The sequence below is a fragment of the Sphingomonas sp. CBMAI 2297 genome, from assembly GCF_029870595.1.
In the GTDB taxonomy this organism is placed as follows: domain Bacteria; phylum Pseudomonadota; class Alphaproteobacteria; order Sphingomonadales; family Sphingomonadaceae; genus Sphingomonas.
In genome coordinates this window covers 126,696-142,873 of sequence record NZ_JAPDIR010000007.1, presented here as the reverse complement: position 1 = coordinate 142,873, position 16,178 = coordinate 126,696, and the positions used below count along the sequence as shown (strand labels likewise).

13 protein-coding genes are annotated in these 16,178 nt (G+C 69.1%); 6 read left to right on the top strand and 7 right to left on the bottom strand.

Annotated features, from left to right (window positions below; genetic code table 11):
* Positions 1 to 42: 42 nt before the first annotated feature.
* Both OMP43_RS11990 and OMP43_RS11985 read right to left on the bottom strand, forming a co-directional pair.
* The gene (locus OMP43_RS11990; RefSeq protein WP_280279950.1) at positions 43 to 1,455 is read right to left on the bottom strand and encodes a glycosyl hydrolase family 28-related protein; all 1,413 of its coding nucleotides are present in this window, start codon (positions 1,453 to 1,455) and stop codon (positions 43 to 45) included.
* Between the two features lie 78 nt (positions 1,456 to 1,533).
* Entirely contained in the window at positions 1,534 to 2,910 is a 1,377-nt protein-coding gene (locus tag OMP43_RS11985) for a short-chain fatty acyl-CoA regulator family protein (RefSeq protein ID WP_280279949.1), read from the bottom strand.
* 301 nt (positions 2,911 to 3,211) lie between these two features.
* Here OMP43_RS11985 and aceA point away from each other — a divergent pair, with 301 nt between their 5' ends.
* Together aceA and OMP43_RS11975 are read left to right on the top strand one after the other, a co-directional pair.
* Positions 3,212 to 4,498, top strand: a complete 1,287-nt coding sequence (gene aceA, locus OMP43_RS11980) for an isocitrate lyase (RefSeq protein ID WP_280279948.1) — start codon at positions 3,212 to 3,214, stop codon at positions 4,496 to 4,498.
* Between the two features lie 24 nt (positions 4,499 to 4,522).
* Complete coding sequence (locus OMP43_RS11975; RefSeq protein WP_167299535.1) at positions 4,523 to 4,675, top strand: hypothetical protein; 153 nt, start codon at positions 4,523 to 4,525, stop codon at positions 4,673 to 4,675.
* 167 nt (positions 4,676 to 4,842) lie between these two features.
* Here OMP43_RS11975 and OMP43_RS11970 read toward each other — a convergent pair whose 3' ends face one another.
* A complete protein-coding gene (locus tag OMP43_RS11970) occupies positions 4,843 to 6,303 on the bottom strand; it encodes an MFS transporter (RefSeq protein ID WP_280279947.1) in 1,461 nt (486 codons plus the stop codon).
* A gap of 150 nt (positions 6,304 to 6,453) precedes the next feature.
* Here OMP43_RS11970 and OMP43_RS11965 point away from each other — a divergent pair, with 150 nt between their 5' ends.
* Positions 6,454 to 7,599, top strand: a complete 1,146-nt coding sequence (locus OMP43_RS11965) for an acyl-CoA dehydrogenase family protein (protein WP_280279946.1) — start codon at positions 6,454 to 6,456, stop codon at positions 7,597 to 7,599.
* 112 nt (positions 7,600 to 7,711) lie between these two features.
* Positions 7,712 to 8,500, top strand: coding sequence for an SDR family oxidoreductase (locus OMP43_RS11960; RefSeq protein ID WP_280279945.1), 789 nt, complete (start codon positions 7,712 to 7,714; stop codon positions 8,498 to 8,500).
* Here OMP43_RS11960 and OMP43_RS11955 read toward each other — a convergent pair.
* The 4 genes from OMP43_RS11955 to OMP43_RS11940 form a co-directional block, all read right to left on the bottom strand.
* A complete protein-coding gene (locus OMP43_RS11955; RefSeq protein ID WP_280279944.1) occupies positions 8,497 to 8,799 on the bottom strand; it encodes a UrcA family protein in 303 nt (100 codons plus the stop codon). The genes OMP43_RS11960 and OMP43_RS11955 overlap by 4 nt on opposite strands.
* A gap of 84 nt (positions 8,800 to 8,883) precedes the next feature.
* Positions 8,884 to 10,338, bottom strand: a complete 1,455-nt coding sequence (locus tag OMP43_RS11950) for a M56 family metallopeptidase (RefSeq protein ID WP_280279943.1) — start codon at positions 10,336 to 10,338, stop codon at positions 8,884 to 8,886.
* On the bottom strand, positions 10,335 to 10,709 hold the full coding sequence (locus tag OMP43_RS11945; protein WP_280279942.1) for a BlaI/MecI/CopY family transcriptional regulator: 375 nt from the start codon (positions 10,707 to 10,709) through the stop codon (positions 10,335 to 10,337). The genes OMP43_RS11950 and OMP43_RS11945 overlap by 4 nt, the downstream gene beginning before the upstream one ends.
* A gap of 77 nt (positions 10,710 to 10,786) precedes the next feature.
* Positions 10,787 to 13,042 (bottom strand): NADP-dependent malic enzyme, encoded by a 2,256-nt coding sequence (locus OMP43_RS11940; protein ID WP_086130602.1) that lies wholly within the window; start codon positions 13,040 to 13,042, stop codon positions 10,787 to 10,789.
* 227 nt (positions 13,043 to 13,269) lie between these two features.
* Between OMP43_RS11940 and mutS the strand changes: the two genes are divergently transcribed.
* Both mutS and OMP43_RS11930 read left to right on the top strand, forming a co-directional pair.
* Complete coding sequence (gene mutS, locus OMP43_RS11935) at positions 13,270 to 15,849, top strand: DNA mismatch repair protein MutS (protein WP_280280022.1); 2,580 nt, start codon at positions 13,270 to 13,272, stop codon at positions 15,847 to 15,849.
* Entirely contained in the window at positions 15,846 to 16,070 is a 225-nt protein-coding gene (locus tag OMP43_RS11930; protein ID WP_280279941.1) for a hypothetical protein, read from the top strand. The genes mutS and OMP43_RS11930 overlap by 4 nt, the downstream gene beginning before the upstream one ends.
* Positions 16,071 to 16,178: the final 108 nt, after the last annotated feature.

Here is a 16,178-nt window from a genome sequence, read left to right as displayed (position 1 = left end):
GCCGGCCGCCATCCCTTTGGAGACCGGCTCCGCACGCCAGCGCTAGATCATGTATGTGCCTGAGATATATGCATATCTGCTCGCCATCGCGGTGTTGGCGATCGCCGCGCCCGTCGCTGGATTGACCAGGTCGAGATGCGTTGGTGCCGACATGCCCTGCAACACGCCCAGGGCCAGGCCGCTGTTGCTGGCGCTACAGCTGGCTCCGGCACGTCCCAGGTTCAGCACGTCCTGCGAAACCGCGAAGGGCAAGCCGCCAATGGCGCAATGTGCGGTGCTGGAGGTGTCGGGATATTGCAGGAATGCCTGCCACAACAGCGTCCGGCCGATGCGCGTATAGCGCCCCGCCCCGCTCAGGACCAGACCGGCGCCGCTCGCATCCACCGGCGTGAAGGTCCCTTCCTCCACGCCCCACAGCGCCTCCCCCCAGTATTCCTCGCATCGGCCCAGGCCATTCTCGTTCGCGAACTGGACGACGCCCGGGCGCCGGAGGTTCGTTGGAATCGTGTCTGCCTGGGCAAAGCGGTTTCCCGCGATCAGGCCGGACTCGCCTTCGTCATCCAGCTGGACAAAGGCGCCGCCCATCCCGGCATATTCCACCTGATTGCCCGTAATGCCGAAACCGCGCACCGTTCCGCCACCGCCGCCAAGGGTGATCGGCGTCGAAGCACCGCCTAGGCCGGTGAAGGTGCAGCCGGTAATGGCGATCCCCTCGACCTTCTCTCCTGCGGCAGGGGCAATCCGCACATCGCGGGCGGGTGCGGCTTCGGTGCGGCAGCCTGCCAGGGTGAGCCCGCGGCACGAACCCCCGACATAGAGGCTGTTGGTCTCGCATCCTTCGAAATTACATCCCGTCAGGACTATGCCGTCCGTGATCGCCGTCGGCATGATCGCCAGGCCCCGATCTCCGGCAAAGGTGCAGCTCGCGAAATGAAAATTGCCGCCGCCCTGGAAACCGGCGGCGAACAACACGGTGCTGCCCGCAATCCCCGTAGCGTTGATGCTGTCATAATGGTGGGAGAAGGTGCCAATGCTCGAATCCCCCTCCAGCACGCAGCCATGCCGCACATTATAGTAGCGCAAGTCCCGCGCGCTCAGCAGCACGGCGCCATCCAGATGCAATGCACTGGGCAGACCGTTGTCGCTACGAAGGGTAAAGCCGCTCAATCGCACGTGCTCGACGCGCACTGTGCGATAGAAATCCATCACATACTGGCCGGCCTCCAGCCCGGCGGCGAGGATCTCGACCGCCATGGCGCCGGCGCCACGGATCGAAATCGGGCCGCCGACCCTGAGCGGCGCCTCGATTCGATAGCTTTTCCCAAGTCTGTTAGGCGGAAAATACAGCTCGCCCCGAGTGGCAAGCACATGGTCGATCGCCGCCTGTATGGCCGGACCGTCATCATGATCACCATCGCCGATCGCGCCGAAATCCCTGACTGAAACGATGCACATATGTCCTCCTGCAATGCAAAGAACATAAAGTGAACATGTGATTTCCTACATTGCAACGCGACCTCATGCCGGGCGCCCCTAATCCCCCACGAACCCGAACGGCGTGACGCCGCTCTCGCGCTCATTGGCCAGCGCCGCGCGCCCCGCCGGCGCCGCCGAGCGCTGCGCGCAGTCCGGCCGGGTGCAGGCGCGGCAGCCCAGCCCCACCGGCACCGCCTCGCCCGCCAGGTCCACGCCGCGCGCCGCCGACAGCGACCGCGCCTCGCCGGCCGCCAGCCCGATCCCCAGAGCGAAGCGCGCCCGCACGCCCTGCGCGCCCTGGGGCGTCCGCGCCCGCGACAGCGTGAACCAGCGCGCGCCGTCCTCGGTCTCGACCAGCTGGCCCAGCGTCTCGTCGGCCCGGCCGAACGCCTCGGTCAGGTTCCAAAGCGGGCACAGGCCCGGCCCCTCCACCAGCGGCGACCCGCTCGCCCCCGCGAAGCGCTTGGAGACCTGCCCCGCCCGGTCCACGCGTACCAGGAAGAAGGCCAGCCCCCGCGCGCCCACCCGCTGCAGCGTGGTCAGCCGGTGCGCCACCTGCTCGAAGCTCGCGCCGAAGCGGCGGCGAAGCACGTCCAGGTCGTAGCCGGTCTGCTCGCAGGCGCGCAGGAAGCGGCCATAGGGCATCATCACCGCCGCCGCGAAATAGCCGACCAGATGGCGCTGATAGAGCCGCTCCCCCGCGCGATCGAGCCCGGCGCCGCGCACCAGCGCCTCGATCTCGCCCCGCGCTTCCTGGGAAAGCCGCTCGGCCAGCGCGAAGGTGCGGCCCGGCATGTCGAGCAGTTCGGAAAGCTGCACCTGGCGCGCATGGAGGTCGAGCCGCTTGAGCAGCCCCGGCATCACGTCGGCGGGCAGGATGCGCACCGACAATTGATGCTTCACCCGCAGCCGCTCGGCCATCGCGCCATAGGGATCGCCCGCGGTCTGGCGCAGCGCGTCGGCCAGCGCCTCGGCCACTGCATCGAGATCGGCGAAATGGTTGCGCCAGCGCTCGATCTCGCGGCGCACCTGCCGGCCCGGATCGCCCGGCCCGGTATCCGCCACCGGCCCGCCGGCGCCGATCCGGTCATAGGCGCGGGCGAACGCCTCCGCGCCGCCGGGCGCGCCGGCCAGCCATTCCTCCATCTGCTGCCGGTCGATCTCGAGATCGGCGAACAGCGGATCGGCCAGCCGCCGCCGCAACGCCTCCATCCCCCCGCCCGGCTCGGCCGCGGCCAGCTTGCGCGGGTCGAAGTCGTACACTTCGGAAAGCCGCAACATCAGCATGGCCGAGATCGGCCGCTGGTTGCGCTCGACCAGGTTGAGATAGCTCGCCGACACGCCCAGCGCCTCGGCCATCGCCGCCTGGGTCAGCAGCAGCTGCCGGCGCAGGCGCCGCACCGCATGTCCCGCAAAGAGCTTCTGCTCGGCCACGCCTCGCCTCTCCTTCACCGTCATCCCCGCGCAGGCGGGGATCCAGAATCACACAGGACATCGCCCTGCCACCCTCGATCCCCGCCTGCGCGGCGATGACGAGAAGATGGGCCCTGTCCTACAAATAATGTTCTCGATATGTTCATATCGAGCATGTCAAATCGTTCTGTAAATAATTTACACATTTTCAATCCAAAGAAAAGGCGCACCAACACCGCGACCTCCACAAACGCGCAAGCCAGCTGCCAATGGAGTCAAGAAATACCCATACAGGCTCAGCAACCCAGTCAAGGAACACACAATGCCGACGCGCTTCGAAGATCTGATCCCCGCCCCCACCGGCCGGTTCGACGGCATCGTGCGTCCCTATACGCCGGAGGATGTCGAGCGGCTGCGCGGCTCGCTGCCCATCGAGCACACGCTCGCCCGCCGCGGCGCGCTCAAGCTGTGGGAACTGCTGCAGGAAGAAGACTATATCAACGCCCTCGGCGCGCTTTCGGGCAACCAGGCGATGCAGATGGTCCGTGCCGGGCTGAAGGCGATCTATCTGTCCGGCTGGCAGGTCGCGGCCGACGCCAACACCGCCGGCCAGATGTATCCCGACCAGTCGCTCTATCCCGCCAATGCGGGGCCCGAGCTCGCCCGCCGGATCAACGCCACGCTCCAGCGCGCCGACCAGATCGAGCATATGGAGGGCGGCGCCCAGCGCGACTGGTTCGCCCCGATCGTCGCCGACGCCGAGGCCGGCTTCGGCGGCCCGCTCAACTGCTTCGAGATCATGAAGGCCTATATCGCCGCAGGCGCCGCCGGGGTGCATTATGAAGACCAGCTCGCCTCGGAAAAGAAGTGCGGGCACCTGGGCGGCAAGGTGCTGATCCCGACCCAGGCGCACATCCGCAACCTCGACGCGGCGCGCCTGGCCGCGGACGTCGCCGGCGTGCCGACGGTGATCTGCGCCCGCACCGATGCCGAGAGCGCCCGCCTGATCACTTCGGACGTCGACGAGCGCGACCGGGAGTTCCTCACCGGCGAGCGCACGCCGGAGGGCTTTTTCCGGCTGAAGGACGGCACCGGCGTCGATCACTGCATCAAGCGCGGCCTGGCCTTTGCCGAGCATGCCGACCTGCTGTGGTGGGAGACCTCGAAGCCGAACATGGACGATGCCCGCCGCTTCGCCGAGGCGATCAGGAAGGAATTCCCGAACAAGATGCTGGCGTACAACTGCTCGCCCAGCTTCAACTGGGAGAAGAATCTCGACAAGGACGACATCGCCCGCTTCCAGCGCGAGATCGGCGCGATGGGCTACAAGTTCCAGTTCGTCACGCTCGCCGGCTTCCACCAGCTGAACTACGGCATGTTCGAGCTGGCCCGGGGCTACAAGGATCGCGGCATGGCGGCCTATTCGGAGCTGCAACAGGCCGAGTTCGCCGCCGAGGCCAATGGCTATACCGCGACCCGCCACCAGCGCGAGGTCGGCACCGGCTATTTCGATGCGATCGCGACCACGCTGGCGGGCGGCAGCAGCAGCACCACCGCGCTCGCCGAGAGCACCGAGACCGCCCAGTTCGTCACCACCGAAGCCGCCTGAAAGCATGAGAAAGGAGTGATTGCCATGACCGAACCCCAACGCAGCCGCGCCGTCTTCTCGACCGAGGATTTCCGCCTCATCCGCGAGGCGGTGGCCACCCATCTCGAGAAGGTGAAGGACGCGCCCGAGTCCACGAAATACGCCAATCTCTATCACCGCCTGGGCCGCGTGGCCTGAAGGGTGGACGCCTCCTCCTATCTCGTCATCCCCGCGCAGGCGGGGATCCAGAGCCAAGAACGGCACGGCAGAGAAACCCTGGATCCCCGCCTGTGCGGGGATGACGGATAAGGGACCGCGTGCCCGATCTCGACTTTCCTGGGGAGGAAAGGATGTCCGTCGGAAGGTCAGCTTCCGGCGGACATTTCCGCATTGCGGACAGCGAGCGCCGCGACCCGCGCCTCATGCTCGGCCTTGCCGAAGGGGAAGAAGCGGTAAAGCGCCGCCGCCGCCAGGGCGAGCACGCCATAGACGACGAAGAAGAGAATGGTCAGCCGGTCCACCGTCGCCACCGGCACCTGGCCCGGCCGGGCCGCCGCGGGGAAACGCACCAGCTCGAGCAGCAGGCCCGTCGCCCAGATGCCCAGCCCGCTGCAGCATTTCTGGATGAAGAAGGATCCGGCGAAGAACACTCCCTCGTTGCGCCGGCCGGTCTCGATCTCCGAATGCTCGACGACATCGGCCATCATCGAGGCGCCCAGGATCGTCGCCGAGATGCTGCAGGTGACGTTGAGCGCATAGATGGCAAACAGCGACGGCAGCAGCCAGGGCGTGCCCGGCGCCGGGAACAGGCCCAGCAGGCGCAGCACATAGGGCAGGGCGACCCAGAATGCCGCCGCCGCCATCAGCCCCATCGCCGCCCGCGGCTTGCCCAGCCGCCGCGACGCCCGCGGCGCGACGAGGAAGGCGAGGAAAGCGCCGACCAGCAGCGAGAAGGCGATGATCGTGAAGTCCTGGTTCTCGAAGCGCCAGACATGGGCATAGAGATAGCTCGACAGCGCGAAGCTGACGCCCTGCGCCGAATAATAGCAGAGCCCGGCCGCCATCAGGATCAGGAAGGCGCGGTTCTTCACCGTCTCGCCCAGCTCGGCGAAATGGGCGCCGAGCGACTGGCGCGTGCGCTCCTCCGGCTGGGGGAGGTGCGCGATCTCGCCATGCGTGCCCAGCGCCGAGACGAGGATCGCGAATGCCATCAGCAGCGCGCTCACCAGCGCGAAGCCCGGATAATTCTCCCGCACCAGCTGGCCGTTGGGATGGCCCGGCGAGGGTCCGAGCAGCCAGGCATAGGCGAGGATCATCATCGCCAGCCCGCCGGCCCAGCCGAACAGGAAGCGATAGGCCATGATCCGCGTCCGCTCCTCATAGTCGGCGGAGAGCTCCGGGGTCAGCGCCTGGCTCGGCACCTCATAGGCGCTCACCGCGGTGCGGACGAGCACCGACATGGCGAACACCCAGCCGAGCATGCCGGCATGCGAAAGCGCCGGCGGGTTCCACAGCAGCAGCCAGCCGATCGCGATCGGAATGGCCGAAGCGTACATCCAGGGATGGCGCCGCCCCCAGCGGCTCCGCGTCCGGTCCGAAAGGAAGCCGATCGCCGGATCCGCCACCGCGTCGAGCAGCAGCGCGCACATGATCGCGAAGCCCACTTCGGCGGCCGGCAGCCCGAGGACCTGGTTGAAGAAGAACAGCAGGAAGGTCGAGAAGCAGAAATCCTTCACGCCATACGCCACGGTGCCGAAGCCGTAAGCGAGCATGATCGGCGTGCGGATTCGCCGGGCCGGGGGCAGTGCCGCCTGATTGCCGTCCATGCCCCGCGCTCCCTCTCGACCCATTTTATTGCGCACCCTATGTGCCGCAATCCGGGGGTCAACCGCAAGCCATTGGAATATCGGGTATGGCTTGCCCGGAGCGATATGGTCGGTATAGCCTTTGGCTTCGAACCTGAGGAACGCGTGGCCATGGCGCTCGACCCCGAAATTTTCGACACGCTGATCGATACGGTCCGCCGCTTCGTGCGCGACCGCCTGCGCCCGCTCGAGGCCGAGGTGGAGGCGGCCGACGCCATCCCCGCCGATGTGATCGACGAGATGAAGGCGCTCGGCCTGTTCGGCCTGTCGATCGCCGAGGAATATGGCGGCCTGGGCCTGACGATGCTCGAGGAATGCAAGGTCGCCATCGAGCTGGGCCGCACCACTCCGGCCTTCCGCTCCAGCTTCGGCACCAATGTCGGCATCGGCTCGCAGGGGCTGGTGATGGCGGGGACGGCGGAGCAGAAGGCCCGGTGGCTGCCGCGCATCGCCAGCGGCGAGATCGTCACCAGCTTCGCGCTCACCGAGCCCGATGTCGGCTCCGACAGCGGCGCGGTGCAGACCCGGGCAGTCAGGGACGGCGACGTCTACCGGCTTTCCGGCACCAAGCGTTTCATCACCAACGCCGACAAGGCCGAGCTGTTCACGGTGATGGCGCGCACCGGCGACGAACCGGGTGGCCGCGGCGTCTCCGCCTTCCTGGTGCCGCGCGACCTGCCCGGGGTCAGCATCGGCGAACCCGAGAAGAAGATGGGCCAGAAGGGCGCCCGGGTGGCGGACGTGGTGTTCGACGGCACGCCCGTCCCCGCCGCCAACCGGCTGGGCGGCGAGGGCGAAGGCTTCCGCATCGCGATGCAGGTGCTGGACCGGGGCAGGCTGCACATCTCGGCGGTCTGTGTCGGCGTGGCCGAGCGCCTGATCGCCGACTGCGTCGCTTATGCCGGCGAGCGCCGGCAGTTCGGCAAGCCGATCGCCGAGCACCAGCTGATCCAGGCGATGCTGGCCGATTCGAAGACCGAGGCGCTGGCGGCGAAGGCGCTGGTGCTGGAGACCGCCGCGGCCAAGGATGCCGGTGCGAACACCACGATGGAGGCGGCGGCCGCGAAATATTTCGCCAGCGAGATGGTCGGCCGCGTGGCGGACCGCGCCGTGCAGATCTTCGGCGGCGCCGGCTATATCGCCGATTACGGCATCGAACGGCTCTACCGCGACGTCCGGCTGTTCCGGATCTACGAAGGCACCAGCCAGATCCAGCAGCTGATCATCGCCCGCGAGACGCTGAAGCGGGGCGGGTAGTTAATCTCCCTCTTCCCGCCGGCGGGGAGAGGGTCGGGGAGAGGGCAGTGCGAGACGGGGCGATACGCCCCTCTCCCCTGCCACTCCCCTGAAGGGGAGAGGGAGTTAAGTTATGGACACCACGACATTGTTCCGCCTCGATGGCCGCATCGCCCTCGTCACCGGCGGCTCGCGGGGCATCGGCCGGATGATCGCCGAGGGCTATGTCGCCCAGGGCGCCAGGGTCTATGTCTCGTCCCGCAAGGCCGAGGCCTGCGAGGAGACCGCCGCCGCGCTCGGCCCGAACTGCATCGCCCTGCCGATGGACGTCTCGACCGTCGCCGGCTGCAAGGCGCTCGCCGCCGCGCTGGCGGAGCGCGAGGAACGGCTCGACATCCTGGTCAACAATGCCGGCGCCGCCTGGGGCGAGCCCTTTGAGGGGTTTCCCGAAAAGGGCTGGGACAAGGTGATGGACCTGAACGTGAAATCGCCCTTCTTCCTGACCCAGGCACTCTTCGACCTGCTCAAGGCGGGCGGGTCGGCGGAGCGCCCGGCCAAGGTCATCAACATCACCTCGATCGACGGGCAGCGGCTGAACCCCTGGGAGACCTATAGCTACCATGCCTCGAAGTCGGCGCTGATCTACCTGACCAAGCGCATGGCCGCCCGGCTGGTCCGCGACCATATCAACGTCACCTCGATCGCGCCCGGTGCCTTTGCCAGCGACATGAACAAGGCCGCGCGCGACCATGGCGGCGATGTCGCCCGGGCGATCCCGGCCCGGCGCATCGGCATGGACGAGGACATGGCCGGCGCCGCCATCTATCTCGCCAGCCGGGCGGGCGACTATGTCGTGGGCGACACGATCACGGTCGATGGCGGGCTGGTCAATGCGTCGCTGGGCGTGAGCATCGACGGCTAGCGCCGGTAATAGCCGCGCCGCACCCCGGCGGGCATCTCGGCGACCAGCGAGAGGCGCACCATGTCAAAGCAATATCCCGCCTTGTTGCGGATCAGCTGGGGCGCGACGTCCCGGTCGTTCGTCCGGCAATAGGTGCGCGCCGCGCCGTCCACACGCTCCCGCAGGGCGGCGCGGCCCTGCCCGGTGTCCAGCCGCAGGTCGCCATAGGTGACCCGCAGCGCGGGCTCGCTCGCCGGCAGGGGCGGGTGCGAGGCACAGGCGCCGACAAGCGCAACGGACAGGAACAGGATCGAACGCATCGTCATTCTCCCTTCAAGTCGCCGGACAAGCCGGCCCCGTGGCGCGAAAGCCGCGCGCTGGTTCAGTGATGCCGGGTTGGCGGGCTAGTAGACGCCCGCCATCTGCTTGGCCTGCCGCTCGAGCCGGTCGGCCTCGTCCGCCAGCGATGCCGCCACGTTGCGATACCCCTGGCGGATATCGAGCGGCAGATCGGGGTTATGGGCGCGGTCGCGATATTCCAGCGCGGCCTTGCGCAGGCGCTGCACGGCCGCGAGCCGCTGCTCCGTCGGCGGTGCGACTCGGCGCTGGGCGCCCGTGCCGGCGGGCGGCGCCGTCTCGCCCATGGCCGGCACGGGCGCGCGGGCCCTGCTCCGCGCCTCCGCTTCCACCGCGCGCGACATGTCGCGGGACGGGGGCGGCGCCGACGCGAGCCGGGCCGCGGCCTTGGCCTTGGCCGTGGCGCGCACCGACTCGTCGCGCCAAGGAGAGGGGGACAGTGGCGCTCGCGCCACCGGCGTCCGGACCGCTTCCTCCCGCACCTCGGGAGGCGGCACGGCAGGCGCCGGCCGGGGCACCGCACGGTCCTCTCCCGGCACGGTCGAAAGCTGGGGCCGCTCCACGACCTGCATCGCGGCGAGCGGCGCAATCCCCAGCGGGATGCCGCCGATCAGCGCGGCGCACAGGAGCCTGCTCGCCGGCTTGCGCGGAGCGGCGTCGAGCACGCGCCGAATCCGCCGCGCCATCGCACCATGCGACACCGCCATGCCGCACGCCGCATGCACCCCGCAGCCACCGGCGACCGCGAGCAGCGTCTGCGCGTAATCGGCGCGCCCGACATGCCGCAACGCTTCCTCGTCGGCGGCCAGCTCGGTCTGGCGGGCCAGTTCGACGACGAGCAGCCAGGCGAACGGGTTGCACCAGAACAGAGCCAGCGCCAGCCGCGCGGCGAGCATCGCCAGCCAGTCGAGCCGGCGCACATGCGCGATCTCGTGCGCGATCACCGCGGCGGCACGATCGGGGCGGCGCTCGATGTCGGGGCCGATCAATATCGTCGCCGGTGCGATCCCCAGGCTCAGGGGCGAGCCAATGCGGGGCGAAACGAGCAGCCGCACGGGCCGCCTCAAGGGTTCGGCGGCCCGTGCGAGCACCTCCCTCCACACGGGATGGGAGGTGGGCACCGCATGGCGGGTCCAGCGGTGCAACAGGAAAAGCCCGACGGCGAGGCGCAGCAGCACGAACGCGGCGCCTCCCAGATAGGCCAGGGCGATCCAGTCGATCCCCGGGGCGACCGGGGCGACGGGTGTCGCAACGGACGCCGCGGCGATCCCGTCCATGGCGGGCAAGGCGGCGGACGCCCCGGTCGCGGGCAGCACCGCGACCTCGACGGCCGGCAGCACCAGCACGAGCAGCGGCAGCAACAGCAGCGCGGCCACACCGGCGCGCAGCACCGCCACCCGCTGCGCGGCGGGCCGGCCGCGCAATGCCTGGCCGGCGAGCAGCGCGACGCCACAGGCCAGCGCGGATTTCCAGCCCAGCTCGATCAGCAGGTCCGCGATCATTCCGCTTCTCCCCGCGCTTCGTCGATCGCGCGCTGGAGCTCGTCGATTTCCGCGCGAGTCAGCGCCTTCTCCATGCCGAGCAACGCGGTCGCGGCGCGTGCCGCCGAGCCCTGGAAGAAGGTATGCACCAGGCGCTGGAGCGCAGTCTCGGCAACCGAGTCCGCCTGCTCCACCGGCCGATAGACATAGGCCTGGTTGCGCGTGCTGTGGCCGATCAACCCCTTGGCCTCGAGCCGGCCGAGCAAGGTGCGCACCGCCGAATCGCTCGGCGGCTCGGCCAGCGCGCCGCGCACGGCGATGGCCGTGCCCTCGCCCAGGCTGCACAATGCCTCGAAAACCTCGCGCTCGCGGCGCGGCAGCGATTCGATCACGACTCGACCTCCTCTGATCCGTTACATTTGTAGCATGCTACAAATGTAACAGGCAAGAGAGGTCGTGCGGGCCTAGGTCAGCGCGCGATTCCGCCGGCCGCGAGCACCGCCAGCGTCACCAGCTCGCTGGCGGTCGCCGTCATCGGGGCAATCTGCACCGGCTTCTCCATGCCGATCAGCATCGGGCCGATGGTGGAATCGCCGCCCAGCTCGCGCAGCAGCTTGGCCGAGATGTTGGCCGATTGCAGGCCCGGCATGATCAGCACATTGGCCGGCCCGGAGAGGCGCGCGAAGGGATAGTTCGCCAGCTGGCGCTTGTTGAGCGCCACGTCGGGCGACATCTCGCCCTCATATTCGAACTCCACCCCGCGCCCGTCGAGCACCTTGATGCCGCCGCGGACATTGTCGAGCCACTGGCCCTCGGGATTGCCGAAGTTCGAATAGCTGAGAAAGGCGACGCGCGGCTCATGGCCCATGCGGCGCGCGACGGCGGCCGCGCCCTCGGCGATGTCCGCCAGCTCCTCGGCGTTCGGGCGCTCGTTCACGGTCGTGTCGGCGATGAACACCGTGTGCGACTGGCCGACCAGCACGTGCATGCCGAAGGGCGTGCGGCCCGGGGCATGGTCGATCACGCGCTTCACCTGGCGCATCGATTCGGCCCAGGTACGGGTGACGCCGGTGATCATCGCATCGGCATGGCCGAGCTGGAGCAGCAGCGCGCCGAAGATGTTGCGGTCGCGGTTGACCATGCGCTCGGCGTCGCGGCGCAGATAGCCGCGGCGCTGCAGGCGGCAGTAGAGGAACTCGACCATCTGCTCGACCAGCGGCGAATTGACGCTGTTGTGCAGCTCGAACTCGGCCGGATCGGCGCCGAGCGCCTTGAGCCGGTCGTGCACGCTCTCGCGGCCCACCAGCACCGGCGTGCCATAGCCGCCGTCCTTGAAGGCGATCGCCGCGCGCAGCACGACTTCCTCTTCCGCCTCGGCGAAGATCACGCGCTTCGGATTGGCCCGCGCGCCCTCATAGGCGAGGCTGAGCACCGAAGTGGTCGGGTTCAGGCGCGCGCGCAGCTGCTGGCGATAGGCCGCCATGTCGGTGATCGGCTTGGTCGCCACGCCCGAATCCATCGCCGCCTGGGCGACGGCGGCGGGCACCAGCTCCATCAGCCGCGGATCGAACGGCGCGGGGATGATGTAGTCGGGGCCGAAGCTGTGCTGCACGCCGTAGGCCGCCGCCACTTCCTCGGGCACCTGCTGGCGGGCCAGCTCGGCGAGCGCGGTCGCCGCCGCGATCTTCATCGCATCGTTGATCGTCGTCGCGCGCACGTCGAGCGCGCCGCGGAAGATGAACGGGAAGCCCAGCACGTTGTTGACCTGGTTCGGATAGTCCGAACGCCCCGTCGCGATGATCGCGTCCGGGCGCGCCGCGCGCGCCTCGGGCGGGGTGATCTCGGGATCGGGGTTGGCCATCGCGAAGATGATCGGCTTCAGCGCCATGTGGTTGAGCAGCTCGGCGGGCAGCGCCCCCGCGGCCGAGAGGCCCATGAACACGTCCGCGCCCTCCAGCGCATCGGCCAGCGTGCGGCGATCGGTAGCGACGGCATGGGCCGACTGCCACTGGTTCACGCCCTCGCGCCCCTGATAGATCACGCCGGTGCGGTCGAGCATCAGCAGGTTGCCGTGCGGCAGCCCCATCGCCTTGATCAGCTCGGCACAGGCGATCGCCGCCGCGCCGGCGCCGTTCATCACGACGCGCGTGTCCTTGATGTCGCGCCCGGTGAGGTGGAGCGCGTTGATCAGGCCGGCGGCCGCGATGATCGCGGTGCCGTGCTGGTCGTCATGGAACACCGGGATGTTCATCCGCTCCCGCAGGGTCTGCTCGATCACGAAGCATTCGGGGGACTTGATGTCTTCCAGGTTGATGCCGCCGAAGCTCGGCTCGAGCAGCTCGACGCAGTTGATGAAGGCGTCGACATCCTCGGTCTTCACCTCGAGGTCGATCGAATCGACATCGGCGAAGCGCTTGAAGAGGACGGCCTTGCCCTCCATCACCGGCTTGGACGCGAGCGCGCCGAGATTGCCGAGCCCGAGGATCGCCGTGCCGTTCGAGATCACGGCGACCAGGTTGCCCTTGGCGGTATAGTCATAGGCCGCCGCCGGATTCTCGGCGATCGCCAGCACGGGCACGGCCACGCCCGGCGAATAGGCCAGCGCCAGGTCGCGCTGCGTCGCCATCGGCTTGGACGCGATGACTTCGATTTTTCCCGGCCGGCCCTCGGAGTGATAGAGCAGCGCCTCGCGCTCCGAAAACTGGACGTTCGATTCCTCAGACATTCTTCTCTCCAGATTGCCTCCCCTTTAGGGGGGCCGTTCCGACGCCGCAATGTGCCGAATGCGACGGATTCCCATGCATCCGCCACGGATCGGCACGGATCGACGCGACCGAATGTGCGAAAATCCGCACAACCGGCCTTTTCCCCAGGAAAATGCCGTGCCGGGGTGTTGATCGCATACCGGGTTCCGCTAGGCCGCAAGCCATGTCCTCCGCAGCTCCCACCCCTATGATGGCGCAATATCTCGCCTTGAAGGCAGAAGCGGAGGATTGCCTGCTCTTCTACCGGATGGGCGATTTCTTCGAGCTGTTCTTCGACGATGCGAAGATCGCCAGCGCCGTGCTCGACATCGCGCTCACCGCGCGCGGCGAGCATGACGGCGAGCGCATTCCGATGTGCGGCGTGCCCGCGCATGCGATGGAAGGCTATCTCGCCCGGCTGATCAAGGCCGGCCACCGCGTCGCCATCGCCAACCAGACCGAGACGCCGGAGGAAGCGCGCAAGCGCATGGGCTCCAAGGCGCTGGTCAACCGCGCGATCATCCGCGTCGTCACCGCCGGCACGCTGACCGAGGAGGCACTGCTCGACAGCCGCACCGCCAATTGGTGCGCCGCGATCGGCGAGGCCGGCGGCGGCGTGGCGATCGCCTGTGCCGACATCTCCACCGGCCGCTTCGAGATCATCGAGAGCAGCGCCGACCGCGCCGCCGCCGAGATCGCCCGCCTCTCCCCCGCCGAGACGGTGGTCGGCGACGGCTCCGCGCTCGACGAGCTCGCCACCGTCACGCGCCCGCGCATCGATTTCGACAGCGCGAGCGGCGAGGCGCGGCTGAAGCGGCTGTTCGGCGTGGCGACGCTCGACGGCTTCGGCCAGTTCTCGCGCGCGGCGCTCGCCGCCGCCGGGGGCCTCGCCGCCTATCTGGAGCATACCGCCAAGGGCGCGCTGCCCTTTCTGCGCCCGCCACGCGTCACGCGCACCGAAGCCGCGATGGCGATCGACGCCGCCACCCGCGAAAGCCTGGAGCTGACCGTCAGCTCGGCGGGCACGCGCAAGGGCAGCCTGCTCGACAGCGTCGACCGCACCGTCACCGGCGCCGGCGCCCGCCTGCTCGGCAGCGACATCGCGGCGCCGCTGATGGACCGGCCGGCGATCGAGGCGCGGCTCGATCTCGTCACCCATTTCCACGACGATGCGGGCCTGCGCGACATGGTGCGCGGCGCGCTCCGGGCGATGCCCGATATCGGCCGCGCCCTCGGCCGCCTCGCCGCCGGGCGCGGCTCCCCGCGCGATCTGGGCCAGCTGCGCGACGGGCTCGACGGCGCCTGGCGCCTCGCCGAGCGGCTGGACGCCACCGGCATCCCGCCCCTGCTCGCCGATCTCCTGCCCCAGATGCGCGGGCACGGCGCGCTGATCGACCTGCTCAGCCGCGCGCTCGTCCCCGAGCCGCCCGTCGACGCGGCCAATGGCGGCTATATCGCCGAGGGCTATGACGCCGCGCTGGACGATCTGCGCGACGCGGGCGCCGGCGGGCGCCGCGCGATCGCCGCGCTCGAGGCCGAATACCGGGCGCGCACCGGGATCGGCTCGCTCAAGATCCGCCACAACGGCGTGCTCGGCTATCATATCGAAGTCCCCGCCAGGAATGCCGATCCGCTGATGGCGCAGGACAGCGGCTTCACCCATCGCCAGACGCTGGCCGGCGTCGTCCGCTTCAATGCGCCCGAGCTGCACGACGTCGCGGTCAAGGTCACCCAGGCCGGCGCCCATGCCCTCGCCGCCGAGGCCGCGCATCTCGAGGACCTCACCACCCGTGCGCTCGATGCCCGCGAGCCCATTGCGCGCACTGCCGATGCCCTGGCCCGGATCGACGTCTCGGCCGGCCTGGCCGAGCGCGCCGCCGAAGGCGGCTGGGCGCGCCCGCACCTCGTCGAGCATGGCTGTTTCGAGATCGAGGGCGGCCGCCACCCCGTGGTCGAGGAAGCCGTGGCGAAGAGCGGCGGCCGCTTCGTCGCCAATGACTGCACCCTGTCCGAGTCCAGCCGCCTGTGGCTGGTCACCGGCCCGAACATGGGCGGCAAGTCGACCTTTCTGCGCCAGAACGCGCTGATCGCCGTCCTCGCCCAGGCCGGCAGCTATGTCCCCGCCGCCCGCGCCACCCTGGGGCTGGTCGACCGGCTGTTCAGCCGCGTCGGCGCCTCGGACAATCTCGCGCGCGGCCGTTCGACCTTCATGGTCGAGATGGTCGAGACCGCCGCGATCCTTGCCCAGGCGACTTCGCGCAGCTTCGTCATCCTCGACGAAGTGGGCCGCGGCACCTCGACCTATGACGGCCTCGCCATCGCCTGGGCCGTGGTCGAGGCGATCCATGAGGACAATCGGTGCAGGTGCCTGTTCGCCACCCATTATCACGAGCTGACCCGGCTGGCCGAGCGCTGCGACGCGCTCACCCTCCACCATGTCCGCGCCCGCGAGTGGAAGGGCGATCTCGTCCTGCTCCATGAAGTCGCGGAAGGGCCGGCCGATCGCAGCTACGGCCTTGCCGTCGCGCGCCTCGCCGGCCTGCCGCCCGTTACGATCAAGCGCGCCAAGGCGGTGCTCGACAAGCTCGAGGCCGGCCGCGCCGCCACCGGCGGCCTCGCCGCGGGCCTCGACGACCTGCCGCTCTTCGCTGCCGCCGCGATCGAGGAGGAAGAGACGGTCGACGCGCTCCGCAGCGAGCTGGGCACGCTCGACATCGACAGCCTGAGCCCGCGCGATGCGCTCGAAATCCTGTACCGGCTCAAGGGCCTGGCGGCGGAAGGCGCATGAACGCGGCCGATCTTGTCGACCAGTTCCTCGCCATCCTGCTGCGCGAGGTCGGCGGCACGCGGCGGCGCTGGCGGAACGTGATCGGCCCGGTCAAGCGCTACAGCGCCGCCACGCATCCGCATTGCAACTGGTCGATCACCCCCGGTGGCGAGGCCGAGGAGAATGCCGCGGTCGAGCGCATCGCCGACAGGCTGCGCGAGCGGCATCCGATCATCGACTGAGCGCCCTGCCGGCATCCCGCCCCGCGCCGGAGTCGCGGATATAGTGACAACCACATGTCGTAAAAATCACCCGGTCGATCACTGACGGCGATCTAATCCATTTCTACG

What these genes read in the sequence shown, in the direction of transcription:
- OMP43_RS11965 (WP_280279946.1), top strand. Translation starts at nt 6,454, where the DNA reads ATGGCGCTCGACCCCGAAATTTTCGACACGCTGATCGATACGGTCCGC.
- OMP43_RS11975 (WP_167299535.1), top strand. Translation starts at nt 4,523, where the DNA reads ATGACCGAACCCCAACGCAGCCGCGCCGTCTTCTCGACCGAGGATTTC.
- OMP43_RS11950 (WP_280279943.1), bottom strand. Translation starts at nt 10,338, where the DNA reads ATGATCGCGGACCTGCTGATCGAGCTGGGCTGGAAATCCGCGCTGGCC.
- aceA (WP_280279948.1), top strand. Translation starts at nt 3,212, where the DNA reads ATGCCGACGCGCTTCGAAGATCTGATCCCCGCCCCCACCGGCCGGTTC.
- OMP43_RS11940 (WP_086130602.1), bottom strand. Translation starts at nt 13,042, where the DNA reads ATGTCTGAGGAATCGAACGTCCAGTTTTCGGAGCGCGAGGCGCTGCTC.
- OMP43_RS11955 (WP_280279944.1), bottom strand. Translation starts at nt 8,799, where the DNA reads ATGCGTTCGATCCTGTTCCTGTCCGTTGCGCTTGTCGGCGCCTGTGCC.
- mutS (WP_280280022.1), top strand. Translation starts at nt 13,270, where the DNA reads ATGATGGCGCAATATCTCGCCTTGAAGGCAGAAGCGGAGGATTGCCTG.
- OMP43_RS11990 (WP_280279950.1), bottom strand. Translation starts at nt 1,455, where the DNA reads ATGTGCATCGTTTCAGTCAGGGATTTCGGCGCGATCGGCGATGGTGAT.
- OMP43_RS11930 (WP_280279941.1), top strand. Translation starts at nt 15,846, where the DNA reads ATGAACGCGGCCGATCTTGTCGACCAGTTCCTCGCCATCCTGCTGCGC.
- OMP43_RS11960 (WP_280279945.1), top strand. Translation starts at nt 7,712, where the DNA reads ATGGACACCACGACATTGTTCCGCCTCGATGGCCGCATCGCCCTCGTC.
- OMP43_RS11970 (WP_280279947.1), bottom strand. Translation starts at nt 6,303, where the DNA reads ATGGACGGCAATCAGGCGGCACTGCCCCCGGCCCGGCGAATCCGCACG.